General features: G+C 66.5%; 7 protein-coding genes and 1 pseudogene. 7 read left to right on the top strand and 1 reads right to left on the bottom strand.

Annotated features, from left to right (window positions below; translation table 11 throughout):
- The 6 genes and pseudogenes from ACNPP0_RS18035 to ACNPP0_RS18010 form a co-directional block, all read left to right on the top strand.
- A pseudogene (locus ACNPP0_RS18035) lies at positions 1 to 425 on the top strand (beta-ketoacyl-[acyl-carrier-protein] synthase II); the annotation flags it as partial.
- Positions 422 to 883: a hotdog family protein gene (locus tag ACNPP0_RS18030; protein WP_448706612.1), complete on the top strand. Its 462-nt coding sequence runs from the start codon at positions 422 to 424 to the stop codon at positions 881 to 883. The pseudogene ACNPP0_RS18035 and the gene ACNPP0_RS18030, both read left to right, overlap by 4 nt.
- Entirely contained in the window at positions 880 to 1,611 is a 732-nt protein-coding gene (fabG, locus tag ACNPP0_RS18025; RefSeq protein ID WP_332607393.1) for a 3-oxoacyl-ACP reductase FabG, read from the top strand. The genes ACNPP0_RS18030 and fabG overlap by 4 nt, the downstream gene beginning before the upstream one ends.
- Positions 1,611 to 2,837, top strand: coding sequence for a beta-ketoacyl-ACP synthase (locus ACNPP0_RS18020; RefSeq protein WP_448706611.1), 1,227 nt, complete (start codon positions 1,611 to 1,613; stop codon positions 2,835 to 2,837). The genes fabG and ACNPP0_RS18020 overlap by 1 nt, the downstream gene beginning before the upstream one ends.
- Positions 2,838 to 2,978: 141 nt before the next feature.
- Positions 2,979 to 3,419 (top strand): excinuclease, encoded by a 441-nt coding sequence (locus tag ACNPP0_RS18015; RefSeq protein ID WP_332607391.1) that lies wholly within the window; start codon positions 2,979 to 2,981, stop codon positions 3,417 to 3,419.
- 91 nt (positions 3,420 to 3,510) lie between these two features.
- The gene (locus ACNPP0_RS18010) at positions 3,511 to 3,972 is read left to right on the top strand and encodes a GatB/YqeY domain-containing protein (protein WP_006218783.1); all 462 of its coding nucleotides are present in this window, start codon (positions 3,511 to 3,513) and stop codon (positions 3,970 to 3,972) included.
- Between the two features lie 15 nt (positions 3,973 to 3,987).
- Here ACNPP0_RS18010 and dinB read toward each other — a convergent pair whose 3' ends face one another.
- Positions 3,988 to 5,070, bottom strand: a complete 1,083-nt coding sequence (dinB, locus tag ACNPP0_RS18005) for a DNA polymerase IV (RefSeq protein WP_332607390.1) — start codon at positions 5,068 to 5,070, stop codon at positions 3,988 to 3,990.
- 101 nt (positions 5,071 to 5,171) lie between these two features.
- Between dinB and ACNPP0_RS18000 the strand changes: the two genes are divergently transcribed.
- Positions 5,172 to 5,559: PaaI family thioesterase (locus ACNPP0_RS18000; RefSeq protein WP_448706610.1), on the top strand; the 388-nt coding region annotated here is incomplete at its 3' end.

Here is a 5,559-nt window from a genome sequence, read left to right as displayed (position 1 = left end):
GCGCGGCCCCGCGTCAGGCCATGCTGGCCGCCTTGCAGGCCGCGCGGCTTGCGCCTGCCGACATCGGCTGGGTCAACCTGCACGGCACCGGCACCCCGCACAACGACGCGATGGAAAGCCACGCCATGCATGCGGTGTTCCCGGAAGGCGTGCCCTGCGCGTCCACCAAGGCGTTGACCGGCCACACGCTAGGCGCGGCCGGCGCGATGGAAGCCGCGCTGGCCTGGATCACGCTTTCCGCCATGAATCCCGACGGCCGGCTGATGCCCCACGTCTGGGATGGCCAGGCCGACCCGGCGCTGCCCGCGCTGAATTTCAGCACGGGACAACATCGCTATGCGCCGGGCCGCCCCCGTATCGCGATGAGCAATTCCTTTGCGTTTGGCGGCAACAACGCCAGCCTGATCCTGGGAGCCCAGCCATGAAAGCCTGCCCCTGGCCCGTCGCCAGCCTGTTGCCGCATGCCGGCAACATGATCTTGCTGGACGCCGTGGACGGCTATGACGCCGACAGCCTCAGCGCCCACGCCGTCATCAAACCCGGCCCGTACTCCTTGCCGGACGGCTCGCTGCCGCCCTGGCTGGGCATGGAACTGATGGCGCAAGCCGTGGGCGCCTGGGCGGGTTGCCACGCACGCGAAGCGGGCACGTCCGTCAAGCTGGGATTCCTGCTTGGCACCCGGCGCTACGAATCCCATGCAAACGCGCTGCCCGCCGGCGCGGCCCTGACCATCCATGTCCAACGCGGCTTGATCGACGCCAGCGGCATGAGCGTTTTCGAATGCGAGTTGCGCGACGAATCCCGCCTGCTGGCGCACGCCCGGCTGAACGTGTATCAGCCCAAGGACCCCGACGAATTTACCCAGGAAGCTTCCCCGACATGAACGCAGCCCCCATTCTTGTAACCGGATCAAGCCGCGGCATCGGCCGCGCCATTGCCATGGCACTGGCTGACGCCGGCCACGATCTTGTCCTGCACTGCCGCCAGCAACGCGAGCAGGCCGAGGCCGTGCAGGCGGACGTCATCGCGCGCGGGCGCCAGGCGCGCGTGCTGCAATTCGATGTGTCCGACCGCGCACAATGCGCGGCCGTGCTGCAAGCGGACGTGGAAGCGCACGGCGCGTATTACGGCGTGGTGCTGAACGCCGGGCTGACACGCGACGGCGCTTTCCCGGCCTTGACGGCCGACGACTGGGACCAGGTGATGCGCACCAACCTGGACGGCTTCTACAACGTGCTGAGCCCGCTGGCCATGCCCATGATCCGGCGCCGCGCGCCGGGCCGCGTGGTCTGCATGGCGTCGGTGTCCGGGCTGGTGGGCAACCGTGGCCAGGTCAACTACAGCGCGTCCAAGGCCGGCCTGATCGGCGCGGCCAAGGCGCTGGCCGTTGAATTGGCCAAGCGCCAGATCACCGTGAACTGCGTGGCGCCGGGCCTGATCGATACCGACATGATCGACGAGCACGTACCGGTGGAAGAAATCCTGAAAGCCGTGCCGGCCCAGCGCATGGGCAAGCCCGAAGAGGTCGCCGCGACGGTGGCCTTCCTGATGTCGCCGGGCGCCGCCTACATCACGCGCCAGGTCATTGCCGTCAACGGAGGCTTGTGCTGATGAAACGGGTTGTCGTCACCGGCATGGCCGGCATCAGCGCGCTGGGTTCGGATTGGGCCAGCGTGCAGCAAGCGTTTGAATCGGGTCGCAGCGCCATCCGCACCATGCCGGATTGGTCGCGCTTTGCCGAACTGAACACGCGCCTGGCAGGGCCCGTCGAGGATTTCCAGGTGCCCTCGCACTGGACGCGCAAGCAATTGCGCAGCATGGGCCGCGTGTCGCAGCTGGCCGTGCGCGCCGCCGAGCTGGCGCTGGCCGACGCGTCGCTGCTGGGCGACCCCCGCATCACCGATGGCCGCATGGGCGTGGCCTGCGGGTCGTCGGTGGGCAGCACCGCCGAGATCTGCGCGTTCGGCAACATGCTGCTGAACGGCGTCACCGATGACCTGAACGCCAATTCCTATGTGCGCATGATGCCGCACACCACGGCGGCCAACGTGGGCATCTTCTTCGAGCTGAAGGGCCGCATTATTCCGACATCCAGCGCCTGCACCTCGGGCAGCCAGGGCATCGGCTACGCCTACGAGGCCATCCGCTATGGCCGCCAGGACATGATGCTGGCCGGCGGCGCGGAAGAACTGTGCGCCAGCGAGGCGCTGGTGTTCGACGCGCTGTACGCCACCAGCCAGCAGAACGACACGCCGGAACTGACGCCACGCCCCTACGACCGTGACCGCGACGGCCTGGTCATTGGCGAAGGCGGCGGCATGCTGGTGCTGGAATCGCTGGACCATGCGCTGGCGCGCGGGGCGCGCATCCATGCGGAAGTGGTGGGATTCGGCAGCAACTCGGACGGCACGCACATCACGCGGCCCGAAGCGGCCACGATGCGCATCGCCATGCAGATGGCGTTGACCGATGCGGGGCTGCCGCCCGAGGCCATCGGCTACGTGAACGGTCACGGCACCGCGACCGAACAAGGCGACATCGCCGAAACGCAGGCCACGCACGCGCTGTTCGGTGCCCGCATGCCGATCAGCACGCAGAAAAGCTATCTGGGCCACACGCTGGGAGCCTGCGGCGTGCTGGAGTCCTGGTTCAGCATCGAGATGTTGAACCGCGACTGGTACGCGCCCACGCTGAACCTGCGCAACATTGATCCGCGTTGCGGCGAGCTTGACTACGTGCAGGGCGAAGGCCGCCGCATGAGCAACGAATACGTCATGAACAACAACTTCGCGTTCGGCGGCATCAACACGTCACTGATCTTCCGGCGCTGGCCCTGAGCGGTGCCGGGCGTTGCCGGCCCGGCCTTGCCGGGTCGGCATTGACCTGTTCCATCTATTCGCCTTTTTCACTGAATTTTCACCTTCTGTTCGCCTTCTTTTTGCCTTCTTCCCTACTTTCACTCACGGAAAACGCACTTCATGAAGATCACCCACAAGCTCTTTGGCGCTCTGTCCCTGTCGCTGGCCTGCTCGACCCAGGTCCTGGCCGCCGACCGCACCGTCTTCCTGCCCCTGCAACCGGCCATCGAGGCCGCCCTGGCCGCCGGCAAGATCGACGGCAGCGTCAAGTTCTACCTGGCGGGCACGGGGCCCAAGGGACAGGTGCTGGAAGCCAACGTGGTCACCAACCGCAAGACCAATGCGTTTGCCAAGAAGGACCCGGAAGCGTGCCTGTGGGCCGCGCAATCGGCCGTGATCTCGCTGCATGAAGCCGCCAAGAAGGCCGGCGCGAATGCCGTGACGAACATCGTCAGCTACTATCGCAAAAACGAAACCCGCAGCAAGACCGACTACGAATGCCACGCGGGCGCCGTGGTGGCCGGCGTAGCGCTGCGCGGGGATCTGGCCCGCGTGAAGTAAGCCGGGCCGATGCCGGCCCGATGCGAGCCCGATCCGGGCCCGCCCGATTTACACTTGCGAATTGCCGCAACACCACCCAAAAGGTTCACACATGAGCACTGCTACGCTCAAGACCCGCCTGTCCGATGCCGTCAAGGACGCCATGCGCGCCAAGGCTTCCGAACGCCTGACGACGCTGCGTTTCCTGCTGGCCGCCGTCAAGCAGAAGGAAGTGGACGAGCGCCGCGACCTGAACGACGCCGAAATCACCGCCATCATCGAAAAGCAGGTCAAGCAACGGCGCGAGTCCATCGCCGCGTTCGAACAGGCCGGCCGCACGGAAACCGCCGAACAGGAAAAGGCCGAATTGCTGGTGCTGCAAGAGTTCTTGCCGCAGGCCGCAACGCCTGAAGAAGTGGCCGCCGCCATCGACGCCGCGCTGGCCGAAGTGGCCGCGCAAGGCGTGACGGGCGCGCCCGCCATGGGCAAGGTCATGGCGCTGCTCAAGCAGGCGCTGGCCGGCCGCGCCGACATGACGGCGTTGTCGCAACAGGTCAAGGCCCGTCTGGCCTGACCGGACGCCGGGCAGTTAAAACGCGCCGCCGAACAGATCCGGCTGGCGCGACTGCTCGGCGGGATCGGCAAAATTGCTCATCCCCACCCCTGCCAGTCGGTACAGCGTTTCCGGCGGCAGTTCCACCCGTTCGCATAACAGCCTGGCCAACGCCGCCAGTTCGGCCGCCGACCCCGGCGGATTCAGGCTGGTCTGGCTGCGCGTCAGGATGCGAAACCGGTCGGTCTTCAACTTCAGGACCACCGTGCGCCCCAGCGCGCCCTTCTTCAACGCCTGATCCCAGACCTTGCCCGCCATGCGGTCGATGGCGTCGCCCAGCGCGTCCAGCCGGATATCTTCCGAAAACGTGGTCTCGGCCGACACCTGCTGCAACGGCTGGTCGGTTTGCACTTCGCGTTCGTCGATGCCGCGCGCCAGCTCGTACAGGCGGCGCCCGTAGCGGCCGAAATAGTGGGCCAGCTCTTCCAGGCTGTGCGTGGCCAGGTCGCCCACCGTGTGGATGCCCAGCTGCTCCAGGCGCGCCTGCGTCACCTTGCCCACCCCGGGCACTTTGCGCACCGGCAGCGGTTGCAGAAATTCCAGCACCTTCGTGGGTCGGATGACGAATTGCCCGTCGGGCTTGTTCCAGTCGGACGCGATCTTGGCCAGGAATTTGTTGGGCGCGATGCCGGCCGATGCGGTCAGGCCGGTTTCCTCGCGGATCTGATGGCGGATGACCTGCGCCACTTCGGTCGCCGAGGGCAGCCCGCCCTTGTTATGCGTCACGTCCAGATAGGCTTCGTCCAGCGACAGGGGTTCGATCAGGTCGGTGTGGCGCGCGAATATCTGCCGGATCTGGCGCGACACCTCGCGATAGCGGTTGAAGTCCGGGGGCACGTAGATGGCTTGCGGGCACAGGCGTTCGGCGCGGATGGCGGACATGGCCGAATGAATGCCGAAGCGCCGCGCCTCGTAGGACGCCGCGCAGACGACCGAGCGCGGCCCGGTCCAGGCCACCACCACGGGCTTGCCGCGCAGGTCGGGATTGTCGCGCTGCTCCACGGACGCGTAGAACGCGTCCATGTCCACATGCACGATCTTGCGCAAGAGTTCAGACATTCCAGTGAAGACGATGGCCCCGTCGCGCTTGCACGCTGGCGGGCACTGCAAAAAAATATATTATGACCGGCTCTATCCGCTTACCCATCTTGCCCACGCTCATGACCGCACCCGCATCCCCATCTGCCTCTGCCTCCACCGACTATTTCGGCCTGACGATACCCTTTATGCACTTCATCGGGCTGGTGCCCGAGAGCGTCGCGCCGGGATTCGCCCGCACCACCCTGCCGTGGCGCCAAGACCTGACCAACAGCCGGGGCGACGTGCATGGCGGCACGCTGATGAGCGTGCTGGACTTCACCCTTAGCGCGGCGGCACGCGGGTCCGCCGACGCCACCGAAGGCATGGCCACCATCGACATGAACACCACATTCCTGTCTCCCGGCACGGGCGACCTGGTCATTGAAGCGCGCTGCCTGCGCCGTGGCGCGTCCATCGCCTTCTGTGAAGGCGACATCCGGCGCGCCGACGGCGAACTGGTGGCGCGCG

The organism is Achromobacter semiaridum (genome assembly GCF_053543755.1).
Note: the sequence above shows the minus strand (reverse complement) of the source record. Positions and strands in the feature narration are given on the sequence as shown.

What these genes read in the sequence shown, in the direction of transcription:
- ACNPP0_RS18030 (WP_448706612.1), top strand. Translation starts at nt 422, where the DNA reads ATGAAAGCCTGCCCCTGGCCCGTCGCCAGCCTGTTGCCGCATGCCGGC.
- fabG (WP_332607393.1), top strand. Translation starts at nt 880, where the DNA reads ATGAACGCAGCCCCCATTCTTGTAACCGGATCAAGCCGCGGCATCGGC.
- ACNPP0_RS18020 (WP_448706611.1), top strand. Translation starts at nt 1,611, where the DNA reads ATGAAACGGGTTGTCGTCACCGGCATGGCCGGCATCAGCGCGCTGGGT.
- ACNPP0_RS18015 (WP_332607391.1), top strand. Translation starts at nt 2,979, where the DNA reads ATGAAGATCACCCACAAGCTCTTTGGCGCTCTGTCCCTGTCGCTGGCC.
- ACNPP0_RS18010 (WP_006218783.1), top strand. Translation starts at nt 3,511, where the DNA reads ATGAGCACTGCTACGCTCAAGACCCGCCTGTCCGATGCCGTCAAGGAC.
- dinB (WP_332607390.1), bottom strand. Translation starts at nt 5,070, where the DNA reads ATGTCTGAACTCTTGCGCAAGATCGTGCATGTGGACATGGACGCGTTC.